Raw genomic sequence first — 25,173 nt, 5'->3', positions numbered from 1 at the left:
GCTTGGCATGACCCTTTCATTGCCTCTCGAAGCGGTTCGATGCAACGTATCCTACTGAGTCTTAGGATATTTTTCGCCCACTATCGCAGCGCTCCGCTACAGGCGGGGGCTACCTTGCTCGGTATCGCTCTGGCAGTCACTTTACTTATCGGCGTAAAAGCCACGAATGACAATGCCATCCGCAGTTATAGCGAGGCCACCGAACTCTTAAGCCAAAGGGCGGACATCCTACTCACGGCTCCCTTGGGGCAGGAGAGTCTACAAGAATCGGTGTATTTCGCCCTAAGGCAAGCAGGATTTAGCCAAAGCCTTGCCGTGGTCAACGGCCGAGTCGCAGGCAAGGATGGACAATACTGGCAGATTGAAGGCAGCGACTTAATCGCCGCCCTTACGCTCAGGCAAGCTCAAAAAAAGTCGGACAGAGATGAAAGTGTTTCCCTTGGAGAGCTACCGCTTGGTGAGTTACTCAGCGGCGAACCTCTGGTTATCATGGGCCACAGTTTAGCGTCTAAAATTGCCCCCAAGGGCGAGCTTGAACTGGCGCACCTCACGCTGAAGGTTTTCAGCATCGATGATAAATGGGGCCTTGGCAGCGCGATCTTGGCCGATATTTCCCTCGCCCAAGCCCTGCTAGGTTTACAGGGAAAACTCAGCTATATCGCCCTATTCAGTGATAGGGATAAACTAGCGGAGGTAAAAAATCGGCTCGAACAGCTTGGCATTACACCGCAACAAGCCAGTTTTAGTCAGCAGGATCAAGGCCAAGCCCTAATGGCACTCACCCGTAGTTTTCATTTAAATCTCAACGCCATGAGTATGCTCGCCTTTGTGGTCGGCCTCTTTATCGCCTATAACGGGGTTCGCTACAGCTTGATGAAACGCCAAAAACTGCTCATCCAGCTACTGCAGCAAGGCATAGAACGTCGAGTGATTATGGGGGCACTGCTGGCGGAATTGACTGCCCTAGTGGTTTTAGGCTCGACTATCGGCTTTATCCTAGGCTTACAACTCAGCCACTGGTTGCAACCTATGGTGTCTATGACATTAGAACAAATGTATGGCGCCCACTTACTACCGGGCGCCTGGCAATGGGCTTGGCTGGCGCAGGCCATCGGCCTCACGTTAGTTGCCGCCTTAGCCGCTTGCCTGCCTTTATATATAGACTTAACCCGCCAATCCCCCGCCCAAGGTGCGAATCGCTATCAACAAACTCTGGCACACAGTAAGATCCACAGTCGGCAATTTGTTATCGCCTGTGGCCTATTATGCCTTGCCGCAATATTGTTCCCCTTCAGCCAGAGCTACAATATCAGCCTAGTATTACTGGGGGTTGTCACTGTTGCTATTCCGCTATTATTGCCGCAGTTACTCCATTGGGGGGTAAATGGTCTAATGCCATTAGCTCGCCCAGGATTATGGCAATATCTGCTCGCCGAAACCCGCGAGCTTATCGCGCCACTCTCCTTGGCTATGATGGCAATTTTACTGGCACTCAGTGCCAATGTGTCGATGAATACCTTAGTGGGTAGCTTTGAGCAAACCCTGCGGACTTGGCTAGAAACCCGCTTACATGCCGATCTCTATATCCGCCCACCGAGCCAGCGTATCGATGCGATTCAAACCCAACTGATGCGGGATCCCAGAGTCAGCGGTCTTTATCAGCAATGGCAGATTGAAGCCCAGCTTTCACTGCCAGCATCAACGGATAAGCCGAGTGAGCTAACAATTCCAATAAACCTACTGAGTCGTGATGACTATTCGATTCGCCACACCAGCACCCTGAAGGAAAGCCTGCCCACATTGTGGCAATCCTACTTTAACGCTCCCACTAACACCCCCACTATCCTAGTGAGCGAGCCCCTCGCCGTGAAATATCAATTGCAACTTGGCGATAGCGTATCCTTGGATGTACTGGAGCAAACGGGTAACAGCCAAGCCATTATCGGCGGCATTTACTACGATCACGGCAATACTCGCAACGAAGTCATCATCAGCCATGGGCTCTGGCAGCAAGCACAGTTGCCCAGACACCCCATCAGCCTCGCGGCAAGTTTTTATGGCAAAGATAAGCACAGCAAGCTTACTGAGGCAGAGCTTGAGCAACTTCAAATGCAACTTGCCACAGAGTTAGATTTAGCCCAAGCACAAATCTACAGCCAAACGAAGATTAAAACCCAAGCTATCGCCATGTTTAAGCGGACGTTTTCGATAACCTTAGTGTTGAATAGCTTGACCTTGATTGTCGCCGCGATTGGCCTCTTTAGTGCCTGTTTAATGTTAACTCAAGCACGGCAAGCGCCACTGGCTCGACTCTATTCCCTCGGGGTAAGCAGAAGCGAACTCCGCAACATGGTATTTATCCAAATGTTGCTTGTGGTGCTGATCACTTGCCTTATCGCCATGCCAACGGGTGCGCTGTTAGGGTATCTGCTTATCAACAAAATAACCCTGCAAGCCTTTGGCTGGACAATACAAATGATTTGGGATTGGCAAGCCTATGCAAAGGCGATATTGATTGCCCTAATCACTTGTACTTTCGCCGTGATCTTACCCTTATATTGGCAAACCCGTAAGCCGTTAGTCTCCAGTTTGCAGCAGGAAACCCTATGATGAAGATAAGAATATCAAGCAGGGCAACACTACACTTGTTGGCAATACTGTTAGTGTCCGTTATGGGCTGCGATCATCCACCAAAGGCGCCAGATACAGACCCTAAATCCATGGCCGATGTGCTAGGGCAAGCCGCAAATGATGCAAATGACAGCACATTTGCCCCCGTCGTCTTAGGCTACCAATTCGACTTTCCACGGGATCACTTAGCCCACAAGGGTTTTAGGCAGGAATGGTGGTATCTCACGGCCAATTTAACCACGGAAAATGGAGAACAACTGGGTGCCCAATGGACTCAGTTTCGGGTTGCACTTAAGCCCCCAAGATCATCCCTCCAAAAACCATCCCTCCAGAGTCAATCTACCTGGGCAAGCGAGCAGCTTTATTTCGCCCACAGCGCCTTAACATCGAGTCGCGACCATCTTGCCCATGAAAAATGGTCACGCGGCCACACTGAACTTGCTGGCATAACGGCCAGCCCCTATCGCATTCACTTAGATAACTGGCAATGGCTGAGCGAATCGGAGGAATTATTCCCCGCCACATTAACGGTGGAGAATCTGGATTTTAGTTACCGACTTAAGCTGAATAGCCAAGCGCCATTACAATACCAAGGCAAACAGGGCTACAGCATCAAGAGCCGCGACAGCCAAGTGGCATCTTACTATTACAGCCAACCTTTTATTGAAATCAGTGGTGAAATCAACCGCAACGGCAAAATAGAGCGAGTCACAGGCCAAGGCTGGCTCGACAGGGAATGGAGCTCACAATTTCTCACTAAAACGCAACAGGGTTGGGATTGGTTCGCGCTCAGATTAAACGATGGCTCGGCGCTGATGTTGTTTCAATTGCGGGATCAATCTCCAGCAGAGAACTCAAAGAAGGCTCCCATCTCGGCCTTTTATAGCGCCAGAAGAATGTTTGCCGATGGCACGGGGCGCAATATCAACTCCACCGACAATCCTAATGACATTCAGATGACACCACTCAAATGGCAACACACAGTCAATGGTGACTATCCCGTCAGTTGGCAAGTTAACATCCCCAGTGAGAATATCAGTCTCACCATCACGCCGCTCAATCCTAATAGCGCAATGCCGCTATCGACCTTTTATTGGGAAGGCCCGGTAGAGATCCTTGGCAGCCATACAGGCACGGGTTATATGGAACTGACGGGATATTAATCTCTGCTATCAATTATGTTTTATCCATTCGCACTCGATTAGCTAGACATGGTGAAAACAAAGTAAAAATAGAATGACTTTTGTCACTGGTGGATTAGCGTTAACTTGAGCATACTTATTTTCATGCTCTGATTACCATTCAGACTCAGCGAATAACCATGCCCCAATAGATAAAGGAATCCTATTATGAATACTGGAACACTCGCCTTACTTATCCCCATATTTGCCATTGTCGGTGGCTATGTAGTGGCAATTATGAAAATTCGCGGGAAGCAAAGCATAGCAAATAGTGCACAAACCGCAGAAAACCAAGCATTAAGGACCGAGTTAGAAGCCCTACGCCGCCGAATTGAAGTGTTAGAACAATTAGTGACGGATGATGGTTTTCAATTGAAGCGCGAATTTGATAGGGTTTCTTAGCACACAAGCCTGTGGGGATATCACACAGAATAAACACAACCCATACCCGATTGGCTTTACAAATATCCCCATAATGTTACTTTGTACGGCCTTATTGCACTCAAGTCATCGGGTGAGTTAAATACCTAAATTAAGGTAGACTCGTGATAAATTTGTTATCAATCCTTATCTTGAGCCATTTTAAATAGAGTTTATATGTTTCTAGCGCCTTATTTTTCCAAGCAAAATCAAGCTATTTCCGTTTCAGCCCAACAAGCCAGTGACTTCGCGAAGAAAATTGCGCAGGACTTTAACCCCATTCACGACGTGGGTGCTAAGCGTTTTTGTGTGCCAGGTGATTTGCTGTTTGCCTTAGTATTAACCCAGTATGGCTTAAGCCAAAGCATGAAGTTTAGCTTTGCGGGTATGGTAGGAGATGGCGTTGAGCTGCAATTCCCGGAGCAAGTCAATGCACATTTTTCGATTTGTGATAACCGCGATAAAACCTATTTGAATGTAACCCGCCAAGGTGATGTCAGCTGCTGCGATGCGCAGACAGAATCCTTTATCCGCAATTATGTAGCGTTTTCTGGGCACAACTTTATCGATATCTTGATCCCGCTGATGAAACAACATCAAGTGATGATCAACCCAGAACGGCCCTTAGTGATTTACGAGAGCATGTCCTTCGACCTCAGCACCCTCGATTTTGTAGAAGTCACCCTATCCCTCGTAGGCCAAGATCTGCAGATAGATGGCAAACGTGGTGATGTGACCCTGCACTTTGAATTGCACAGTGGTGAAACCTTAGTAGGTACAGGCATTAAGACATTAGTGATGAGTGGCCTACGTCCCTATGATGAGGTTCTGGCTCAGCAAATGTGTGCAACCTATGAAGGTCGCAAGACTGACTTCTAATTGCGTAGGATTAAGCTAGGTTCTTTCAGCAAGACTCTTCCAGTAAGTTACCGCTAACAGTACGTCACAGCTAATAACTCACTTCCGGTCAAGAACAACCAATAAAAATGCCATTCGCCCTTAAGCGAATGGCATTAGATTAATATCGATTTACGCGTATCTATATCCTATTGGACATTAGAAGTCGTAACGTACACCGACAGAAACTACGTTGTCGTCTTTCAGATCAACTTGAGCGCCACCGTTTAGCCCAAAATCACCTTTGTACATGGCATATTGACCATATACCATAGTTGATTTAGATAAACGGTAGTCAGCACCAATGTTAAAGTTTTGAACATTAATGTCTGTATCTGTGATAGCTAGGTTAGCAGTAGTGTCCTTTCTGAAGTCAACTCCAGAAAGGTTTTTGAAATAAGAGCCATAACCAGCTTCATCTACACCATATTCAGCTTTTAGGTTAACACCGTTCAGATCATAAGATACGTTAACGAAGTAAGTATTACCGTCAATTGCACTATTGAAAGTGCTTTCTGAGTTTTGGAATAAACCACCGAGTTTAAACTGACCAAATTTAACCTGAGCCACACCACGGTATGCATCAACAGTATCGATACCTTTGTTGTATGCAACGGCTACATAGTAGTTTTGCTCTTTGAACTTGCTATCACCCAGAGTCGCACTCAGAGCGTATAAGCTTTCATTTGTTGTTGCGGTAGTGTCGTTATCATCGAACAGATAAGTTGCGTTTAATGTCACTAAATCAGCGATTTTTGGTGAGTAGTACCATACGCCATCAGCGCTACGAGTTTGAGCGCTAACTAAACGGTCGATATCGGCGTTGGTGTTACCGAAAATATCTACGTTACCTTCTGCTTGTTTAAATACTGTGTCATTACGACCGAATAATACTGTACCAGCGTTAGTTTTTAAGCCTAAGTAAGTATTACGAGCTTTGAACACATCACCTTTGCTGGAAGTGTTCTCAACTTGGAATTCCATTTGGTAAATAACGTCAAAGCCATCAGCAATTTTTTCTGTGCCTTTAACACCTAATAGAGAAAAGTTATTTTCTAAATAAGTGCCGCTTTCGCCCAAATCAACACCATTGGTGCCAGTTTGTAGAGTTGCGCCTGTATCAGTATAAGTTGTTGCAAGCTCTAAACGACCATAGAAGCTTGGGCCTTCGGCTAGCGCACCGAATGAAGCCAATGCCAGTACTGATGCAACTGATGCAGAGATGAATGTCTTTTTCATGTTTTGTGCTCCCTCGAACCTAAGTTCTTATCCATTTTTCATGGTTTTTGTGTGGTTTAAAACATTTGCTACTGAAATAGGTAACAAAGTTGCCGCCGATTTTTACAGTTTTACGACTCGCAGGCTGTGGCGCAGATCATGTTTTTGGCTCTCCTTGTCCGCATTCGGGCTTTTTTAGGATATTTCCGTATATCTCGACCGCAAATTGACGTGAAAGTGGTAAAACGGCGTGTTTCACTTACTACTAAAGAGGTAGATTAGGCGCTAAGGCCCAAGTGAGTCGGCGAGGCTAACTGTAGCATATACTAATACTGTAGCAAGTTTGCCATATAGGGGCTCAATGAGTGGGATTTGCAAAGCTGCCAATAAAAAAAGCGGCATAAGCCGCTTTTTTATCAAAATCTATTTCGGTTTAAGCTAAATAATCTATTTAGAAATCAACACGTAAACCAACAGTAAAGATATTGTCATCTAGGTCTTGTAAAGTACCGTCTAACATAAGGTCACCATCAAAGCGAGTGTAATGACCATAGACCATAGTATTAGTGCTAAGTCGGTAATCGGCACCCACACTGAGCTGTTGCAGGTCAACATCACTCACTTGTTCTAACCCTGCATTATTCTGATCGCCCACATAACGACTCACATATTTACCTAAACCCGAGTCATCTTTGCCGTACATCATTTTCAATTTAAGATCGCCAATCAGGTAGGCAGCGTTAACAAAGTAGGTGTCACCGGACAGATTGGAGAATTTATCATCCACATGTTCGCTGTGCTGATATAGCGCCCCTAAAATCAAATCACCAAACTTGACTTGAGCGACTCCGCGATAGGCTTCTACGTTCTCAATGCCATCATTGTATGCGGCGGCAACATAGTAGTTTTGTGTTTTAAGACTTTTATCCCCTAAGGTGGCGCTCAGGGCGTACATTTGATCTTTGCTGTAGACATCATTGCCATTGCTATCTACTTGATCATAGTTATCGCTCATTAGATAAGTCGCGTTTAGGGTGATCAAATCGGCAATTTTAGGAGAGTAGTAAGAAATGCCATCGGCCGAACGTGTTTGACCTGCAACCAACAAATCGATATCGGCATTGGTGTTACCGAAAAGGTCGAAGCCACCTTCTGCAGCCTTAAAGACTGTGTCATTACGACCCACTAACGCCGTACCCGCTACACTTTTAACCCCGAGGAAAGTGTTACGAGCATTAAAGGTTTTATTCGAGTTATCAAAGTTATCAACACCAAACTCCATTTGGTAAATGATATCAAAATAAGGGCTTACGGTTTCAGAACCCCTTACACCTACCCAAGAGAAGTTGTTTTCAAGCACAGTGCCATCTTTTTGATTTTGAGTGGCGTAACCCTTTTCTGAGTCGGTAATACTCAAATCAGCATGGCCATAAAACTCTGGACCGTCCGCGAGCGCAGTGAATGAGCAAAATGCTAGGCAAGAGGTAATAGCCGTCGTGAGCAGATTCTTTTTCATCTTCAGTTTCCTGTTCTTATGTCGCTGTTTTATGCGCGGTTAAACGAGGTTATCCGCAGTACGTGGTTAAGCTTTGTGCTGCGAAGTGTGCACAGGCTTTTGAATGAAAAGCGTGATCCAGATCAACTTTCATTAAAACAAGGTTGTTTTCAACATATTGTTTTACAAAGAAAAAACAATGATTAAATGACTTTTTCACCAGAATACCCCGAGCGCCATGCAGCCTGTCTTCATTTATTACATTTGCACGGTATTCGTATCGCTCTGCATCTTTAATGTTGATTTAGGAGATTGATTTCGATTTTCACGCTAAATCGTTTAGAATCCACGGCGCATTTTTAGTGTGCCCTAGTGTGTTTTAGGTCGTAGCCCAAGGTGAGTAAGGTGGGTTTGTTTGCTGTTGTTAGGTCAATATAAGGTACGCATTTATGACTGAAGCCTATCAAAATCGCTTTAGCGGAATTGGCCGTTTGTACGGGCAAAAGGCGTTAGCAAAATTTGCCCAGTCCCATGTAGTAGTGATTGGCATTGGTGGCGTAGGCACTTGGGCCGCCGAAGCCTTAGCGCGTAGCGGCATAGGCCAAATATCTCTGATTGATTTAGATGATATTTGTGTCACTAACACCAATCGTCAAATCCATGCGCTGGCTTCAACCATTGGCAACTCGAAAGTGGCTGTGATGGCACAGCGGATCCGTGAGATCAACCCAGATTGTCAAGTCAATGAAATAGAAGATTTTATTACCCTAGATAACCTAGGTGACTATTTGCTCGGCCCCAAGACGGGCGGCAATATTGATTATGTTGTTGACTGTATTGATGCGGTGAAGCAGAAAGCGGCACTGATCGCTTGGTGTAAGCGTCAAAAAATCAAAATCGTTACCGTTGGTGGGGCCGGTGGGCAAACGGATCCGACTCAAATCCAGTTGGCCGACCTTGCTAAAACCTATCAAGATCCCTTACTGGCAAAGGTGCGTAACCTCCTGCGCCGCGAATATAATTTCTCAAAAAATGTGCAGCGCCGTTTCGCCGTCGATGCCGTATTTTCCAGTGAGCAATTAGTGTATCCCCAAGCCGACGGGACTGTGTGTAGCACTAAAGCGACGGCCGATGGCACTATGCGTATGGACTGCGCCTCAGGTTTTGGCGCTGTCACTATGGTGACGGGTACCTTTGGATTTGTGGCGGCGAGTCGCGTACTGGCACGATTGGCACAAATGGCCAATGAGTCTTAGCGCTATCCTAAGCAGAGTGTATTGAAAGAAGAGTGTATTGACATCCACGGCCAACTGCCGTGGATGTTTGTTTTAGGGTGAAAATCGTGTTCCTAGAGCGAGTATCTGTGGCCAGTGGTGTTAGGTCGCCAGTTGTACAAACTCACAGGGGACTAAGGGAAAACGGATATTGAACTGCGCTCCACCAAGGGTCGAGTCGGCCTGATAACTCATAGTACCTTTCAATAAAGTGGCGGCATTGAAGGCTGCCGATAAACCCAGCCCAGTACCGCCTTTATTCCTATTGGTGGTAAAAAAGGGTTCAAACATATGTTCGGCAACCTCAGCAGGGATTGCTAATCCATTGTTTTGAATGCTAATAGTGACATAGTTATCATCAATATCCGCACAGATCTCAACGAGATTATCTTCCCTATTTTGAAACGCATGGGTGAAAGCATTGGATAAAATATTGCTAACCATTTGATTGAGTAAGCTAATATTTGTTTTAACGTTTAATGTCGGTTCCACTGTGATCTGTGTTTTGGCATTAACATTGGGATGCATGATCAAGGTCGACTCTAAAATCTCGTTCAACTGATCCTTTAGATTGACGCATTGATGCTCTTCGTGGCTGCGATCGATGGCAATCGTTTTGAATTTTTGAATTAAGCCGCTGGCTTTAGTGATATTACGGACGATAAGCTCACAGCTTTCCTGATACTCATCCAAAATAGCATTGATCTCATCGAGTGTGGCTTCATCGCTATGAATAAGCTCTATCAGCTCTTCGATATGGTTTAACTGTGTGCTCGCGGCCGTCAAACATATGCCGATTGGCGTGTTAATTTCATGGGCAACTCCAGAGACTAATCCGCCTAAGGCCGCCATTTTTTCCTGCTCGACCAATACCTGCTGGGCCCGCTTCAGTGCCGTGAGAGACTGCTCTAATTCCAGAGTCCTTTCTTTGACTTGCCTTGCCAACTCTTCTTTATAGCTGCGCTCCAACTTGAGTAAGCGTTCACGGTCTTCTAGGGCAGTTTGTAACGCGGATTTAGAGTTTTTAAGATCGTCAAAAGAGCTGCGCAACTGATGTTGCATGCTATTGATGGCATCGGCCACCTGTTTAAACTCATCGACTTTTTCTTTACGCTCAAATTGGAGTGGTTCGTAGTCAGCGTCAAGATTAATGCGTTTACAATAATTACTGAGTTTGTCCAAATGTTTAGTGATGTTATACCAGACCAAAAAAAGAATAAATCCAGCGACTAAAAAGGTTTTTATACCATTGGATAGCAAGATCAGCATCGCCTTATCGTACAGGCGTTGATAAATCGCATCCATATCGGCTTGCACTTCTAGCGTCCCCACGTTAATGCTTTCTGTTGGGGATTTATAGACTAAAGGGAAGCGCTTATCGAGTGCGCGCTCCTGCTTTAGGTTACCTGAACTCCAGGATTGGCCACTGTCGTCTTTTATTGAAATATAATTAATATCAGGCAGTTGAATTAGACCATTCAGTTGGGTATTGATCAGTCTCTCATCAATAACCCAAATACTCGCCGCTAGCACTTCGAGGTTGGCTTTTTCAATATTCGAAAAGACTCTATCGATACGACTAACGTCGCCACGGTAATCATTCACAAGCTGATAAGCCGTCGTCATTAAGGTGATTAATGAGCTAAAGAGGATAATAGACAAGGTGAGATGCCTGCCTATGGGGCTTTTAATAAATTGGCTAAAGAATGTCAGCATCTTAAATTTTCTATATGCAATAGCGGCTTGAGATGCCTATAAGCATAGACTCCATGTTTAAAATTGTGCATTTTCTCGAGGTGAAATATCCCGAAAGTCTTACTTTAGTTATGGCATTAAATTTGCTTACTCATCAACAGGTTCAATTTTTTGTCACAGGGATAACACTATGTTCAAACTCAAGCTGGATTCAGTTAAGTTTTTTAGTCCTAAGAAAATGATGTTTAGAGTCATGCTCTGGCTAATGGTGAGCTGTGCTGTCTTATTATCGATTCCATCCAATGCGTTAGCTATTCTGGCCCTCGATAAATTTGTGCCGGAACACGCCCACTTTATCGGTCTAGGTCTGATTATCGCTATCGCGTATTTCCTCAGCCAGTTGTTAAATCTGGGCTTAGATGAGTCGATCCGTCACTTGAGTGATAAACGCATCACAGAGACCATTGAAGCCAAAGTTAACCTTCTGGACCGTGCGGAACGAGCATTACTGCGCGAGTTCTTCTTACAGGGCGCCACCATTTTGACTCTGCCGCAAAATGAGCCCGCGGTAAAGAGCTTACTCAATGCTTGTATTTTGGAACACCTTGGCAATGAACGTCATTACGCCATTCAAGGTCCAACGGCCGATTACAAAATTGCGATGAAGGCACGTATGTATCTCAATCGTGATGTTTTACGCCTGCCCGCGGGTGAGCCAAGCCAAGAAGAAATGCAGCATTTGATTAAGGCGCGGCCACAATTTTTGAATGGATTAGTACAAAACCGCAAACATGCGGCCTAGTCAGAGGCCTAGATTAAGCTATTGGAATGGTTTGTAAAAATTCAAATATAAAAAATGGGGGTATCCAAACCCCCATAATAATGTGCAATTTTTACAAAGAACAGAATAAACAAATGGAAGCAAAAACTACGGCTGTTGTGCAGACTTCACAATAAACATCCAAGTGATATATGAGACTATCCCTATTGTGCTAAAGATAACGATCATTGAGAGTAAACCTATAGGGTTACCAAACATTAAATCTAACCAAAATGCCATGATTGAAATCCTCTTTCCTGTGAAGTCCCCCCTAAATTAGCTGTCCTCCGCAATAAAAAAACTGATCCTGATCAATAAAAATTCGACACCAGTAAACAAAATTGCAACTCTCGCTTAACTATGTGATAGGGGTCAAATTTAGCACCCGGTAAATGAGGTGTCAGCTCAAGGGGTTTGGTTTTGTTTCTTATTGCGTTAGCAACTAGGATTAGTCATATCCATTGCAAAATGATTCTAAGATCTGTGCCTAAATTTAGACCTGAGCACATTTTTGAAGGAGCCCCAAAATGGCCAACAGCCGCGTACAAAAGGGAACTATGGGATACAGTTTCATTTTCGCACCACTGATATTACTGATTTATCCTCTGTACTGTTTAGTGATTAGCCAAGATATTGTTGCCCTCCTCTGCTTGCTCGCACTGGCCATCATTCTGATTGTTAACATCAATAAACTCATCCGTAATTTAGGCCTACTCGAACATGCCGCCCGCCATTTAGGTGATGGTGACTTGAGCTATCAGCTCGATGAAAAAGAGGCTGGGGTGCTTATTAGCGTGGTGCATAGCATTAATCGAATGGGAGAAGACGTGAGTCGCACCATTTTATCGCTGGTGGACACTAGCGAATGGATGAAAAAGGTCGCTTCCGATATCAAACAGATCAGTGAACAAGCCAAACAGGGTGTGCTAGAGCAGGAACGTCAGACTGAACTTGCCGTAACGGCAATGACACAAATGGTTTCAACGGTGCAAGAAGTGTCACAAAATGCCCTAAGCACAGCACAGGCGGCCGATATAGCACAAAGCTCAGCAAAACACGGCGATCAAATAATGGGAACTATCGTCCATAAAATCAAAGATATGACCCAAGAAATTCACCAAACTAAAAGCGTCATTGAACATCTGGCTGCCGATAGCAATAACATCAGCAGCATTATAGAAACCATCTCCCAAGTTGCCGAACAAACTAATCTGCTCGCCTTAAATGCGGCGATAGAGAGTGCAAGAGCCGGTGAAAATGGCCGTGGATTTGCCGTTGTCGCTGATGAAGTCCGTAATCTCGCCAAACGGACATCCGAAGCCACGGTCGAAATCCAGCAACAGATTGTCGCCTTACAGAAGGGTGCAAGCCAAGGCGTTGAAGTAATGCTGAAAAATGTCACCATTGCCGATGAAACCGCGCTCATGGTTGGACAAGCCCACACAGCCCTCGGTGATATAGTCACCCAGATTGAATCCATTACCTATATGTCCCATCAAATCGCGACAGCCTCAGAGCAACACCATGCAGTAGCAGAGGAGATAAACAAAAATATCAGTGTAATGGCCGAGTTAGCGTTAAAAAACGCCCGTCATACCAACGACACTAATCTATCGAGTCTGAAGATTTATAATATGTCGCAGGAGATTGGCTCCCTCTTAAATCGATTCCATGTAGATGCTCAATTATTTAACTCCAACCAAGCACAGAGCAAACTCTTTGTAAAATGGGGGCCCGAGCTTGATATCGGCATGCCTGAAATTAACCGTCAGCACCTGCGTTTAGTCTCACTGATTAACGAACTACACCGCACCCTAAGTGAAGCCTATGGTCTTGAGGCGATAAAACGTATTATCCAAGGGCTGGTGGATTACACCGCAAACCATTTTTCCTATGAGGAAGAGTTATTTGCTCGTTTTGGTTATCCCCAAACCGCAAGCCATAAAGAGAAGCACGGGCAACTTGTAGCTCAAGTGCTTGATTTCCAGAAGCGGGTTGGCCGAGGAGAAGATGTTGCCGATGAACTCATGGCCTTCTTAAAGTCCTGGCTGGTTAACCATATTCAGAAAAGCGATAAGGAATACACGCAGTTTTTGCTTTCCCATGGCGCGGAGTAAATTCAAGAGTCTGATTTTTGAGCGGTTAAATATAATTTGCATACATGCCCCCCTAAAAGGGCTTGCCATTGTCACGGGCAAATGTATAATTCCCAGCACTTAGAGCCAGCCAGTTGTTTTTGTTGAATCTAAGCGCAATTTAGCAATGCCAGTGTGGTGAAATCGGTAGACACAGCGGATTCAAAATCCGCCGCCCTTAAAAGCGTGCCAGTTCGAGTCTGGCCACTGGTACCATCTCTTTAAGAGATACAAACCGACCTTAGCGTCGGTTTTTTTGTCTCTAAAATTCAGTCATGTTAGGTACTATCACCAGTTTTGTTTTCAGATATTTGCCTCTATTTTTCGCATTCACCACTCTGCGCATCCCTATTTAGGTTAGTTCTTTAATCGTGGTGGTTTTCCCATTCTCCATTACCAACTTGATCCAGTTATCCCTCGCAGCCTTGCTCGAATACATTTGGCTAAAACCAATGATCTGATGATTTGCTGCTATAAGGTTGAAATATGGCTTATCGTTTTTCGCCATTTCTTTGGCATATCTGGCTTCGATTGGGAGGTTGGTTTAAACGGATTCAATGCCATTTAATGCACCACGACATCTGAGTCTGTATCGAGAAAACTGGTATTCCATCACCGAGTTCAGTGCGTCAAACCCTTGCCGATAAACGCTTACCTTACGCCTTATATCCCCGCCCTCATCGGGCGGGAGTCTATGGCGAAATTGCTAAGCGATTTAATCCTCTTAGCTGTGGTTACAAAACGTTAATAGAGATCAAAAATCGTAACGCATACCAAGGCTAACAATGGTGTCGTCAAAGTCATTATATTGCTTCACATCAAACTGACCAATTTCGGTGTGTAGCCGTGTTGACTTACTCAATTTATATTCAGCACCAATCGCCCACTGAGAGATTTCTGGCACCTCATCAATTAGGGTGCTTTTACTGGCATAAACACGATTAGCGATTAATCCGGTACCAGAGTTATCAAATCCATATTGGGCCTTTAATGATAATTGGCCTAATTGATATTTGGCACTAACGATAACACCATCACCTTCACGCTGTTGCCAATCGGTTTTATCGGTATTCACCAATTTTGAATGTTGTAGCATTGTCGCAAACTGCCACTTATCCCACTTATATTGGACAACGCCACGATAAGCTTCAATATCTTCCACACCATCACTGTAGGCAACAGCAGCGTACACATCACCCGTTTTAAAGAACTTATCACCATAGGTAACCGCTAACTGGTAATTGCCATTATCACGGCGGTTATCATTATTAGTGTAATGATTGTCCTCCAATAAATAGCTCACACCTAATTGCAACTTATTCCAATGGGCGGATTTGTATTCAAAGGAGTCACCCCAACGCTTATCACCGGCAAATAAACGGTCATGTTTTAAGGAATAATTGTCCATTACATCAGACATCCCCTTAGCCATTTTAAATACCGGATCAATCCGTCCAACCGCTAAGGCACCATAAGTGCTGTGCTTCACACCAATAAATGTTGGGCGTGCTGAGAATGGTTTATCGCCACTATCTTGGCTCTCACCATTTACGCCAACCTCAATTTGGTAAAACAGTGAGGTACTGTCGGTTAATTGGCTAGCGCCTTTAATACCGATGCGTGTAAAGTTATTTTCTAATACGGTGCCGCTTTTATTTTTATGCGTCGCACTGCCACTATCGGAATTGGTTACCGAATAATCGATACGACCATAAAACTTATGTTCATCGGCCACGGCCTGTGTAGCACATAGCGCCAAGGTAAGCATCGAAATAGCAAATGATTTATTCATCATGTTAGGTATCCAATATTACTGAGCAGGTAAGGCATGTTCATTAATCACACCATCGGCACGCATTTGCTTGTACAACACATCAGCGAGTCGCAGATAGTTGTCCCAGGCATCTGAACGCTTAGTAAAGCCGGTTTGGGCGTAACTACCGGTATCACCTGCTGCAGGTAAATCATTAATATTGAACAGCGAACCACCCTCTTTTAGATGCGAAGATAAGGCATCAATCATCACGTTAAATCCGATACGCGCGGGCTCAACATAATTAATCGAGTCATATTTGGATTGACGATAAAATGCTTTCAATGAGGCGTCTTGGATATCTTTCTTCTCGTCAGCAAAGATTTCATCGTAATGGGCATGGGTAATTTTGTGGCTATTTTTATCAACCACTAACCGCAGCATCGCAGTAACGCCTGTCCAGCGACCTTTTTCATCGAGCAATTTTTCTGCTTGCTGATAAAAAAGCGCATCACTCGCTCCAGCTTGAATCCGACTATGGATCTTAGCTGTCAAGGGGATCATCGATTGCTGAATGCTGTTTGAGGCGCCAGCAACAATATCAATACCTTGATATTTTAAGCGGTTAGGCTCGCTGAGCTGGTTGCCTAACTTAGGATCGTAGTGAGGATTTAACTCAAAGGTAAGCTGGTCTTTTTCCATCATTAACTTTTCCATGGTTAATGCGGATTGTACCCATGCGGTACCTTTCTTTTTGCCCATAGAGAAATTGTATTCAGACATACGCTTAGGCACATTTTGGTAAAGGCGAGTGTAATAATTCGGACGACCACTTTCATTAAACTCGGCCAGAATCACATCCTGAAGGTTATTTGAATCCACCACCACCAACATGCTACCCATATGCCCTTGGCGGAAACGGGCTTCTTCAAAGTAGTAATCACCTTTCACTAAGCCTAAACGCGGTTGGATAGACCATTTCAGTTTAAAATCATCATCCCCTGTTTGGCTGCGAGCACCCACGCTTTGATATTCAGGCTTACTGCCATCTACACGAGGTAAATCATTGATTGATTTTAAAATACCATTGGATGAGTAGGTTGCGCCTGAGATGGCATCAATCCCCTCATGACCATTACGGCTCACAATCTCGGGTAGCAAACGCTCAGCATTAAGGTACAGTGACTCGGTTTCTTTATGTGACAGAGTTTTTACCTGAGTGATATTCCCCTGCTCAACCTTAACTTCAAGGGTAATGTCGCTCTTTTTACCCTTACCACTGACATGATGGACGCCATCAATATATTTCCCCTGGGGTGCGGTATTAGCACAACCTGCTAAGGCAAATGTTGCGAATGCAACCGCACTAACCAGCAAACTTTTTTTAAAATGTAATTCAGTTTTCATCATATAACGCTCTTCAACTAATGAACTTGCCGCCAGCATAGACCTCGGAAAGAATTCGACAATTGCGGATAACCGCAATATGCAGACCTCAATTCAAAATAGTTGAGTTAGCTAACACTTTGCTGATTGATTACTGTCATCAACTGAAATTCATGCTACTAATTTAATCGTCATCAAGATGGGGGATGTATGAAATATTTATTATCCTTTACTGTATTAATTTATCTCTTTTTTACGCCAACAATGGCAAATGCGACTTTTTCACCATTCGACTGCAATACCAATGCAACATTTAATTATGAGCACGGGAAAAGCAGTATGAATACGTTAAAATATTTTGGCACATCTATTACCATTGATATTTACGAAGCGGATAAAGACAAATCCTATTTAGCATTATGCCATGCACTTAATGTGGTGCAGGAATATCATTATTTAGCATCAAACTTTAGCACTTACCCTGGCTACACCAATATCCAGACTATCAATAACAATCCTGAAAAATTACACCATATCGATGCAAAACTCACCGAATTATTAGCAACCAGTATTGAATGGCATGGCATTACCCAAGGCCGATTTAACGTTGCCTTAGCCCCCGTGTTAGAAGTTTGGCGAAGCTATCGTAAACGTTGCCAACAGGGTGGCGCATGCGAACTACCCAGTGATATCGAGTTAGCCAACGCGGCAAAACACATTGATATAAAACAGATAAAACTCGATGTAAACAATAATACCATTCAAATGAAACCAGGAATGAAGCTGGATTTAGGCGGTATAGCCAAAGGTTGGATGGTTGAAAAAGTGTACGACCAATTAAAAGCCGATAATATTACTGCCTTTATGATTAATGCCGGTGGAAATATTCGCCATTTTGGCACCCACCCAGATGGCCGCCAATTTATTACAGCAATCGAAAACCCATTAATCCGCAAATATCAACTAGAACATAAAGATAATATCGAGATTAATAGCGGTGATATTTACCATGAAATCATTCAAGGTGAAGATATAACCATTGTATCGAGTGGAAATTATCTCAATTATTACACTGTGAATGGCCAAGAGTATCATCACATTATTGATCCAACGACACTCTATCCGAAAAATGAAGGTATCTCAGTATCGGTTATTATGAAGAATAAACCCATTCTTGCTGATGTGATTTCAACCAGTCTATTTTTATTACCGATGCCTGAAGCGCAAGATCTCATAAAGCGTATTGGCGATATTGAAGCGGTATGGTTTCTGGATGAACAAGGCACTAAAATCGCCACCCCACAATTTGAACAATATCGCGCTAAACTCACCCCTTAGGCTAATGTGTGAAGCGGCTCAATACATCAGCAATCACTAATAGGCATAATATAGCCACTATTTTTGGCCATCAGCTCAGCATCGCGCAGCCTATTTTACAGCGATGCTGTAACGTCTTGTTGTGTTAACCACTAAATCAAATCGCCCAGCTAGGTTTAAATCATGTATCAATTCTTCACTCGATTAATGTTTATCCTGGCCCTTTTTATCGGCTTTGAGCTGCCTGCCATTGCCGCCGATAGCCATACAAGTGATCCAGTGCGAATAGGCATAATGGCGTTTAATGAACCCGATGAAGTCATGGCCAATTGGCAGCCTACCGCTGATTGGTTGAGCCAGCAGCTGCATCGTCCGGTACAACTCACGCCATTAACGCCAACTCAATTAGATGAAGCACTCGCTAAGCAACGTATCGACTTTTTAATTGGCAATGCCCTCACCACGGTCGCATTTAAAAAAAACTATGGTACCAGTCACTTACTCACCCTAGTCCATAACCGCGTGCATTCACCCGAACAGAGCATCGGCTCTGCCATCGTCACGCGAATTGACAACAACCTGAGCCAATGGGCACAACTTAAAGATGAAAAGTTGGTATCAAGCGACCCACAAGCCTTTGGCGGATTCCAAATTTTTGCAGCGACGATGGCAACCAAAGGCATCAATGCCTACCGTGATATTCCCCAGCTGCGCTTTATTGGTTTTCCACAGCAAAAACTATTGCGAATGCTGTTATCGGGTGAGGCTGATGTTGCGGTATTACCTAGCTGTGTGTTGGAAAACGCACAAGAGCGAGGACTCATTCCAGCGAATAAATTAAAAGTGGTCCTTAAGCAACCGCATCCTGATTTTGCCTGCGAAGTGTCCACTCAGTTGTATCCCGGCTACGCCTTAACCAAATTAGGCCATACGGATCATAAACTTGCTACCCAAGTGGTCACCAGCCTGTTGCAAATACCCCCAGAGAGCCAAGCGGCGGTGCAAGGAAGATATCAATATTGGTCGGCTCCCGTGGACGATAGCCCGGTATTTGAACTGTTAAAACAATTAGAGCAATGGCCATTTGTCACTAACTGGCAGCGATTACTGCACAATGCCTTACCTTGGGGTGCAAGCTTCATTTTTGCCTTGCTACTGGGCTATATTCATCACTTAAGGGTTAAACGTTTAGTGGTCAAACGCACCCAAGCCCTATCTGCCGAAATAACCCATCATCAGCACACCCAAAAAATCTTACTCGAGCAACAACAACAGTTTTACCGCGCCCAACGGGTACTGCTGACGGGCGAAATGGCCTCAGGCATTGCCCACGAGCTAAAACAACCCTTGGCCGGTATTCGCTATCTCACCCAAGGCTGTTTATATCGGCTAGATAGTACCCAAACCGAACTTGCTACCGCGCTCAATAAGGTCATAAATCAAGTCGATAGAGCCCAAACCACTATCCATCGACTGCGCACATTTTGCCAACAAACCAGTGATTACCAGCCCTGTGATTTACGCGCAGTGATAGAAGAAACCTTGACCTTGATGCAATCTGAGTTTCTGCGGCTCAAACTCAGTCCCCAGATAAACTTACAAGCCTTACCCGTATTTGCCGATGCCAGTTTGATCCAGCAAGTGCTGGTGAATTTATTACGCAATGCCCTAGATGCCATGGAAAACAGCCCCCATAAGTCATTGATTATCGACACAGGTACCACAAGCGAAAGCGTCTATATTCATATCACTGACTCGGGTTGCGGCCTGAGTGATAACGCCCTCGAACGCTTATTCTTTCCCTTTGAAACCTCCAAACCCCAAGGGCTTGGCCTAGGCATGGTTATCTGCAAACGCATTATTGAGGAACACAAAGGCAAAATTGAAGCACAACATGCCGCGCCGGGGTTAACGGTAAAAGTCACCCTGCCACTCAACCAGCCATCAGCTTAAGAGAGCTCAAATGACACCACTTTACCTTGTAGATGATGATCAAGATGTACTGGATTCGTTAAGCTGGATGCTTGAAGGGATGGGGCTTAACTGCAAAGGCTTTAACGCTGCGGATACGTTTTTAAAAAGCGTTGATATCAAGCAACCCGCCGTACTTTTGCTCGACATCAAAATGCCAGGTATGGATGGCGTCGCACTGCTAAGCCATTTAAATCAAGCGCAAAGTGTAATCAGCGTCATCATGCTCACCGGTCACGGCACTATTGCCATGGCCGTAGACTGCATCCAACAAGGCGCACTCAATTTTCTTGAAAAACCCGTTGATGGTGAGAAGCTATTTCAGCTTTTAACCCAAGCCCAACAACATACTGAGCAAAAATGGCAACAACAAAATTTGCAATTAGACATCGCCAATCGACTCGCCACCCTCAGCCAGCGTGAAACGCAGGTGATGGAAGGCATACTGGCGGGGAAAATGAACAAAGTCATTGCGGCGGAGCTGGATATCGCGCAGCGAACCATTGAGTTGCACAGGCAAAAAGTCATGCAAAAAATGCAGGTGAGTAACGCCGCCGAACTCGCTTGGTTGCTGGCAAATAATAAACCTTTATAGCTCATATACTGGGTTTCAGACATAGCCCTTAAATGCAGCCTCGCTGTTTGTAACTAGCTTGCCACTCTTTGAACTGCTTAGTTTGTTTGCCGAAGTAGAGCTTAACGCCAGAGACGTTCTTTTGGTTTTTACTTTGGATTTAGTTTTGGCTAGGTCAACACCCGACAGCTCTTTACTGTACATCTTCGGCATCATGTATCTGTAGTGTTATTTAATGATGGCAATACTGGTACCGCATTGTTTAGGCAAGATCTCCACATTCACGCCAGCCTGTAGCTGCTATGTAATGTAGGAATGACGTTATGTAATGTAGGTATGACGTAAAAAGTAAAATGTTCTCAATACCATGTAGCGATTCCTTTAAGTCTGCTTCGGTTAAGACTTCGTCAAATTTATTCGTTAACCATCTGATTTAACTACCATCTACTAATAAGAATAACTTGCCAGTCCATTTGCGTTTTAGGAACTGTTCTCTCAGCTCTTGTATGCTCGAGAATATTTCATCGCGGCAAACGACTTCCCGAGTACCTGTGTGTTTAACTGTTTAGCCTTTAGTGACGGTGATATAGAAAATAAATTCCACTGCAATTCCCCTATTTAGCAGACGAGTCACTGGTAGCCTTGATATTGCATCAAAGGGGCTGACTGCTTAAATTTCAAACTGAGAGTTAGATCACGCGTAAAACTTTGATCCGGATCGACTATCCCTTCCAATACCCCTTCGGAGGTATACCCACAATTTTTATCAGGTCTAGACTCGCCAATATCAACACTCAGCTACCCCGTTTTTATCTCCAGTAAATGAGTGAATACCACTTAAAGGTCACCCGCTATGAGTCAGGAATACCATGTCACCAGCCTTGTGGTACATGCTGCCCCCAATGCCTTGCAACAGGTTGAGGCCAATATTGCTGGGTTAGCAGGCTGCGATATTCATGCCGTGACACCCGAAGGTAAATTGGTTGTCACCCTCGAAGGGGATAGCCAAAAAGCCATTCTCGACAACGTTGAAGCCATCAATGCCCTGTCCGGCGTGCTATCCGCCAGTTTGATTTACCACCAAGTAGAACCCCTAGAACAAGAACTGTTAGAAAAAGAGAGTGAGGAAACACTATGAGCATTAGCCGCCGCGAATTTCTCAAGGCTAACGCAGCGGTTGCCGCTGCGACGGCCGTTGGCGTAACGCTTCCCGTGAAAATGGTTGAAGCCGCCGAGTCAGATAATATCAAGTGGGATAAAGCCCCCTGCCGTTTTTGCGGTGTGGGTTGTAGCGTATTAGTCGGTACCAAAGCGGGTAAAGTGGTTGCCACTAAAGGCGATCCTGAAAGCCCAGTTAACCGTGGATTAAACTGTATTAAAGGTTACTTCCTGTCGAAAATCATGTACGGCAAGGACAGATTAACCACACCGCTGCTACGGATGAAAGATGGCAAATACCACAAAGAAGGCGAGTTTACTCCAGTAAGCTGGGATGTCGCCTTCGATACTATGGCCGCTAAGTGGAAACACAGTATAGCCACTAAGGGCCCGACTTCTATCGGTATGTTCGGCTCGGGCCAATGGACCATTTGGGAAGGTTATGCCGCCTCTAAATTGCATAAGGCCGGATTCTTAACCAACAATATCGACCCCAACGCCCGCCATTGTATGGCATCGGCCGTGGGTGGCTTTATGCGCACCTTCGGTATCGATGAGCCTATGGGTTGTTACGATGACTTAGAAGTAGCCGATCATTTTGTGCTCTGGGGCGCCAACATGGCCGAGATGCACCCGATCCTGTGGGCACGTTTATCCGACCGCCGCTTAAGCCACAAAGACTGCCGCGTACACGTGCTATCCACCTTCGAGAACCGTAGCTTCGACTTAGCGGACAACCCTATGGTGTTCCGCCCACAGTCTGACTTAGTGATCCTCAACTATATCGCCAACTACATCATCCAAAACAAAGCCGTAAATACCGACTTTGTGACTAAACATACTAAGTTTGCCCTAGGTGTGGATGATATCGGCTATGGTCTGCGCCCGGATCATCCATTAGAGAAAAAAGCCAAAAACCCTGGCAATGGCAAATCTAGCCCTATCAGCTTCGAAGAATACGCTAAGTTTGTCAGCACCTATACGCTGGAATATGCGGCGAAGATGAGTGGCGTAGAGCCTGAAAAATTAACAACCTTAGCCAAGGCCTATGCCGATCCTAAGGTGAAGATCATGAGTCTGTGGACCATGGGTATCAACCAGCACGTACGTGGTGTATGGGCAAACAACATGCTCTACAACATCCACTTACTCACAGGCAAAATCGCCACACCGGGTAATAGCCCGTTCTCACTGACAGGCCAACCTTCAGCCTGTGGTACTGCCCGTGAAGTCGGCACCTTCGCCCACCGCTTACCCGCGGATATGGAAGTGACCAACGATAAACACCGCGCCATCACTGAAAAAATGTGGCAGGTTCCAGAAGGCACGATTCCACCCAAACCAGGCTTCCATGCCGTGCTGCAAAGCCGGATGCTTAAAGACGGTAAGCTAAACTGTTACTGGACTATGTGTACCAATAACATGCAAGCCGGCCCGAATATTAACGATGAAATTTACCCAGGTTTCCGTAACCCTGAAAACTTTATCGTGGTATCCGATCCTTACCCAACAGTTACCGCCATGGCGGCTGACTTAATTCTGCCAACCGCTATGTGGGTCGAGAAGGAAGGCGCCTACGGTAACGCCGAGCGCCGCACCCATATGTGGCATCAACAGGTCAAAGCGCCTGAAGGTGCCAAGTCTGATCTCTGGCAATTAGTCGAGTTTTCAAAACGCTTTAAAGTGTCTGAAGTCTGGCCTGCTGAGCTTATCGTCAAACAGCCCGAATACGCTGACAAGACCCTCTATGAAGTACTGTTTGCCAATGGTGTCATCAACAAATTCCCGACTACCGATTGCAAGGGCGACTTAAACGACGAAAGCGCGCACTTTGGCTTCTATCTACAAAAAGGCATCTTCGAAGAATATGCCGCCTTCGGTCGCGGCCATGGCCATGATTTAGCCGACTTTGACCGTTACCACGAAACCCGCGGCCTACGCTGGCCTGTGGTCAATGGCACAGAAACCCTGCGCCGTTTCGTTGAAGGTAGCGATCCTTATGTTAAAGCTGGCGAAGGCTTTAAATTCTACGGTAAACCCGATGGCAAAGCGGTAATTTTCGCCCTGCCCTATGAGCCTGCAGCAGAAGAGCCTAACTCAGAATACGATCTGTGGATGTCAACCGGCCGAGTACTCGAACACTGGCATACAGGTTCGATGACCGCCCGCGTGCCTGAGCTTTACCGCGCCTATCCCGATGCACAAATCTTTATGCATCCAGAAGACGCTAAGGCCCGTGGAGTACAACGTGGTGATGAAGTGATCGTCGCTTCTCCCCGTGGTGAGGTCAAAACCCGTGTCGAAACCAAAGGCCGTAACAAACCGCCACGCGGCGTGGTGTTTATGCCCTTCTTCGATGCGCGTCAGTTAGTCAACAAGTTGATTCTGGATGCAACCGATCCACTGTCAAAAGAAACTGACTATAAGAAGTGCCCCGTAAAAGTAATGAAGGCGTAAGCCCTCATTTGATAGCGATTGCGTTATTTGATAGCAATTAAGGAGTCTAAGGTGAGTCAGCAAGCTAAGAGTGCATTCACAGCCAAACAAGTCAACCGTCGCCAATTTTTGGCAACGACGGCTAAGGCTGGCTGTGTAATGGGGCTCGTGGGATTAGGTTTAACGGCAACGGCAAAAAGCCAAGGCCAGCTCGCCTCCCAAGCTTGCAGACCGCCGGGCGCCCTTGAAGAAAGCGATTTTCTCTCGGCCTGCGTGCGCTGCGGTTTGTGTGTTGAGGCTTGCCCCTACGACACGCTATCGCTGGCACGTTGGTTCGATGGTGCCGCCACTGGCACACCATTCTTTACCGCAAGACGCATTCCCTGCGAAATGTGTGAGGATATTCCCTGCATAAAAGCCTGCCCATCGGGTGCGCTTGGTCCTCAGCTTGAACACATTAATGATGCAAAAATGGGCGTTGCGGTACTGATCGATGAGAAAAATTGCCTGAACTTTAAGGGATTACGCTGCGATGTCTGTTACCGGGTTTGTCCGTTAATCGATGATGCCATCACCTTAGAGCGCCAGCGCAACAGCCAGAGCGATCACCACGCCATGTTTTTACCCACAGTCAACAGCGATACCTGCACGGGTTGTGGTAAATGCGAGCACGCCTGCGTGCTCGATACCGCCGCAATAAAAGTCTTACCGACGGCATTAGCACTCGGTAAAGCCGCGGAGCATGACACTTATCTCAACACCGAGGAAACCACCCTAGAGATGTTGAATAAGGGGCTGATGTTATGAGCAAT

The 25,173-nt window shown here is 45.4% G+C and carries 19 protein-coding genes, 1 tRNA gene and 1 pseudogene; 14 read left to right on the top strand and 7 right to left on the bottom strand.

Annotated features, from left to right (window positions below):
- Window positions 1-39: 39 nt before the first annotated feature.
- The 4 genes from MJO46_RS15680 (at window position 40) to MJO46_RS15665 (ending at window position 5,111) form a co-directional block, all read left to right on the top strand.
- Complete coding sequence (locus MJO46_RS15680) at window positions 40-2,610, top strand: FtsX-like permease family protein (protein WP_253990303.1); 2,571 nt, start codon at window positions 40-42, stop codon at window positions 2,608-2,610.
- Entirely contained in the window at window positions 2,607-3,794 is a 1,188-nt protein-coding gene (locus MJO46_RS15675; protein ID WP_253990122.1) for a lipocalin-like domain-containing protein, read from the top strand. Before MJO46_RS15680 ends, MJO46_RS15675 begins: the two co-directional genes overlap by 4 nt.
- A gap of 186 nt (window positions 3,795-3,980) precedes the next feature.
- Window positions 3,981-4,214 (top strand): hypothetical protein, encoded by a 234-nt coding sequence (locus tag MJO46_RS15670; RefSeq protein WP_253990121.1) that lies wholly within the window; start codon window positions 3,981-3,983, stop codon window positions 4,212-4,214.
- Window positions 4,215-4,409: 195 nt separating this feature from the next.
- Window positions 4,410-5,111 (top strand): DUF3581 domain-containing protein, encoded by a 702-nt coding sequence (locus MJO46_RS15665; protein WP_253990120.1) that lies wholly within the window; start codon window positions 4,410-4,412, stop codon window positions 5,109-5,111.
- Window positions 5,112-5,288: 177 nt separating this feature from the next.
- Here the strand turns inward: MJO46_RS15665 and MJO46_RS15660 are convergent, their stop codons facing one another.
- Both MJO46_RS15660 and MJO46_RS15655 read right to left on the bottom strand, forming a co-directional pair.
- Window positions 5,289-6,368 (bottom strand): porin, encoded by a 1,080-nt coding sequence (locus MJO46_RS15660; RefSeq protein WP_253990119.1) that lies wholly within the window; start codon window positions 6,366-6,368, stop codon window positions 5,289-5,291.
- A gap of 430 nt (window positions 6,369-6,798) precedes the next feature.
- Window positions 6,799-7,863, bottom strand: coding sequence for a porin (locus MJO46_RS15655; protein WP_253990118.1), 1,065 nt, complete (start codon window positions 7,861-7,863; stop codon window positions 6,799-6,801).
- Window positions 7,864-8,291: 428 nt separating this feature from the next.
- Between MJO46_RS15655 and tcdA the strand changes: the two genes are divergently transcribed.
- Window positions 8,292-9,098, top strand: coding sequence for a tRNA cyclic N6-threonylcarbamoyladenosine(37) synthase TcdA (tcdA, locus tag MJO46_RS15650; protein ID WP_253990117.1), 807 nt, complete (start codon window positions 8,292-8,294; stop codon window positions 9,096-9,098).
- A 120-nt stretch (window positions 9,099-9,218) separates the two neighbouring features.
- Here the strand turns inward: tcdA and MJO46_RS15645 are convergent, their stop codons facing one another.
- Window positions 9,219-10,832, bottom strand: coding sequence for an ATP-binding protein (locus MJO46_RS15645; protein ID WP_253990116.1), 1,614 nt, complete (start codon window positions 10,830-10,832; stop codon window positions 9,219-9,221).
- A 169-nt stretch (window positions 10,833-11,001) separates the two neighbouring features.
- On the opposite strand from MJO46_RS15645, the gene MJO46_RS15640 reads away from it, so the two are divergent.
- Window positions 11,002-11,613, top strand: a complete 612-nt coding sequence (locus MJO46_RS15640) for a superinfection exclusion B family protein (RefSeq protein WP_198782339.1) — start codon at window positions 11,002-11,004, stop codon at window positions 11,611-11,613.
- Between the two features lie 126 nt (window positions 11,614-11,739).
- On the opposite strand, the gene MJO46_RS15635 is transcribed toward MJO46_RS15640, so the two are convergent.
- Entirely contained in the window at window positions 11,740-11,871 is a 132-nt protein-coding gene (locus MJO46_RS15635) for a DUF3149 domain-containing protein (RefSeq protein ID WP_007644900.1), read from the bottom strand.
- Between the two features lie 287 nt (window positions 11,872-12,158).
- Between MJO46_RS15635 and MJO46_RS15630 the strand changes: the two genes are divergently transcribed.
- Both MJO46_RS15630 and MJO46_RS15625 read left to right on the top strand, forming a co-directional pair.
- On the top strand, window positions 12,159-13,748 hold the full coding sequence (locus tag MJO46_RS15630) for a bacteriohemerythrin (RefSeq protein WP_253990115.1): 1,590 nt from the start codon (window positions 12,159-12,161) through the stop codon (window positions 13,746-13,748).
- 147 nt (window positions 13,749-13,895) lie between these two features.
- Window positions 13,896-13,982 (top strand) — tRNA-Leu (locus MJO46_RS15625).
- A 136-nt stretch (window positions 13,983-14,118) separates the two neighbouring features.
- Here MJO46_RS15625 and MJO46_RS15620 read toward each other — a convergent pair.
- From MJO46_RS15620 to MJO46_RS15610, 3 genes and pseudogenes are all read right to left on the bottom strand, one after another.
- Window positions 14,119-14,337, bottom strand: a pseudogene (locus MJO46_RS15620) (YegP family protein); the annotation flags it as partial.
- 183 nt (window positions 14,338-14,520) lie between these two features.
- A complete protein-coding gene (locus tag MJO46_RS15615; protein ID WP_367880936.1) occupies window positions 14,521-15,561 on the bottom strand; it encodes a porin in 1,041 nt (346 codons plus the stop codon).
- A 15-nt stretch (window positions 15,562-15,576) separates the two neighbouring features.
- Complete coding sequence (locus MJO46_RS15610; RefSeq protein ID WP_253990113.1) at window positions 15,577-16,929, bottom strand: FMN-binding protein; 1,353 nt, start codon at window positions 16,927-16,929, stop codon at window positions 15,577-15,579.
- Between the two features lie 315 nt (window positions 16,930-17,244).
- Here MJO46_RS15610 and MJO46_RS15605 point away from each other — a divergent pair, with 315 nt between their 5' ends.
- The 6 genes from MJO46_RS15605 (at window position 17,245) to napG (ending at window position 25,168) form a co-directional block, all read left to right on the top strand.
- On the top strand, window positions 17,245-18,243 hold the full coding sequence (locus MJO46_RS15605) for an FAD:protein FMN transferase (RefSeq protein WP_253990112.1): 999 nt from the start codon (window positions 17,245-17,247) through the stop codon (window positions 18,241-18,243).
- Window positions 18,244-18,405: 162 nt separating this feature from the next.
- Window positions 18,406-20,175 carry a PhnD/SsuA/transferrin family substrate-binding protein gene (locus MJO46_RS15600; RefSeq protein ID WP_253990111.1) on the top strand — a complete coding sequence of 590 codons (1,770 nt, stop codon included), beginning with the start codon at window positions 18,406-18,408 and terminating at the stop codon, window positions 20,173-20,175.
- A gap of 10 nt (window positions 20,176-20,185) precedes the next feature.
- A complete protein-coding gene (locus tag MJO46_RS15595) occupies window positions 20,186-20,788 on the top strand; it encodes a response regulator transcription factor (RefSeq protein WP_253990110.1) in 603 nt (200 codons plus the stop codon).
- Between the two features lie 832 nt (window positions 20,789-21,620).
- On the top strand, window positions 21,621-21,905 hold the full coding sequence (locus MJO46_RS15590; protein WP_253990109.1) for a chaperone NapD: 285 nt from the start codon (window positions 21,621-21,623) through the stop codon (window positions 21,903-21,905).
- Entirely contained in the window at window positions 21,902-24,382 is a 2,481-nt protein-coding gene (napA, locus tag MJO46_RS15585; protein WP_253990108.1) for a nitrate reductase catalytic subunit NapA, read from the top strand. Before MJO46_RS15590 ends, napA begins: the two co-directional genes overlap by 4 nt.
- Window positions 24,383-24,433: 51 nt before the next feature.
- Window positions 24,434-25,168, top strand: coding sequence for a ferredoxin-type protein NapG (gene napG / locus MJO46_RS15580; RefSeq protein WP_253990107.1), 735 nt, complete (start codon window positions 24,434-24,436; stop codon window positions 25,166-25,168).
- Window positions 25,169-25,173: the final 5 nt, after the last annotated feature.

Source organism: Shewanella sp. KJ2020 (assembly GCF_024197625.1).
In the GTDB taxonomy this organism is placed as follows: domain Bacteria; phylum Pseudomonadota; class Gammaproteobacteria; order Enterobacterales; family Shewanellaceae; genus Shewanella.
The sequence above is the reverse complement of the archived record's forward strand: the minus strand, read 5'-3'. Positions and strand labels throughout refer to the sequence as shown.